The organism is Paenibacillus polysaccharolyticus (genome assembly GCF_023714295.1).
GTDB classification, from domain to species: Bacteria; Bacillota; Bacilli; order Paenibacillales; family Paenibacillaceae; genus Paenibacillus; species Paenibacillus polysaccharolyticus_A.
This window is the reverse complement of sequence record NZ_JAMAUN010000073.1, coordinates 1-255: the sequence shown is the minus strand read 5'-3', so window position 1 is coordinate 255 and position 255 is coordinate 1. Positions and strand designations below refer to the sequence as shown.

Below are 255 nucleotides of genomic sequence, written 5' to 3'. Positions count from 1 at the left end.
GACCCCTTGAAGACGACGAGGTAGATAGGCTGGGGGTGGAAGTGCAGTAATGCATGGAGCTGACCAGTACTAATCGGTCGAGGGCTTATCCAATAGCAAGTTTTGAATCGCGTGCGTTTCGTTTCGAGTCTAGTTTTCAGAGAACAACACTCTGAATATGCGCTGAACCATTCATCCACACCGCTGTGATGGACCGAATGGAACGCGAATGCATTTGTTTCACAAATGCTCGTTTGGTGGCGATGGCGGAGGGGT

The 255-nt window shown here is 50.2% G+C and carries 1 rRNA gene; it reads left to right on the top strand.

Features of this window, described 5'->3' with window-relative positions:
* Positions 1-93, top strand: a 23S ribosomal RNA gene (locus M3629_RS28275); the annotation flags it as partial.
* Between the last annotated feature and the right edge of the window lie 162 nt (positions 94-255).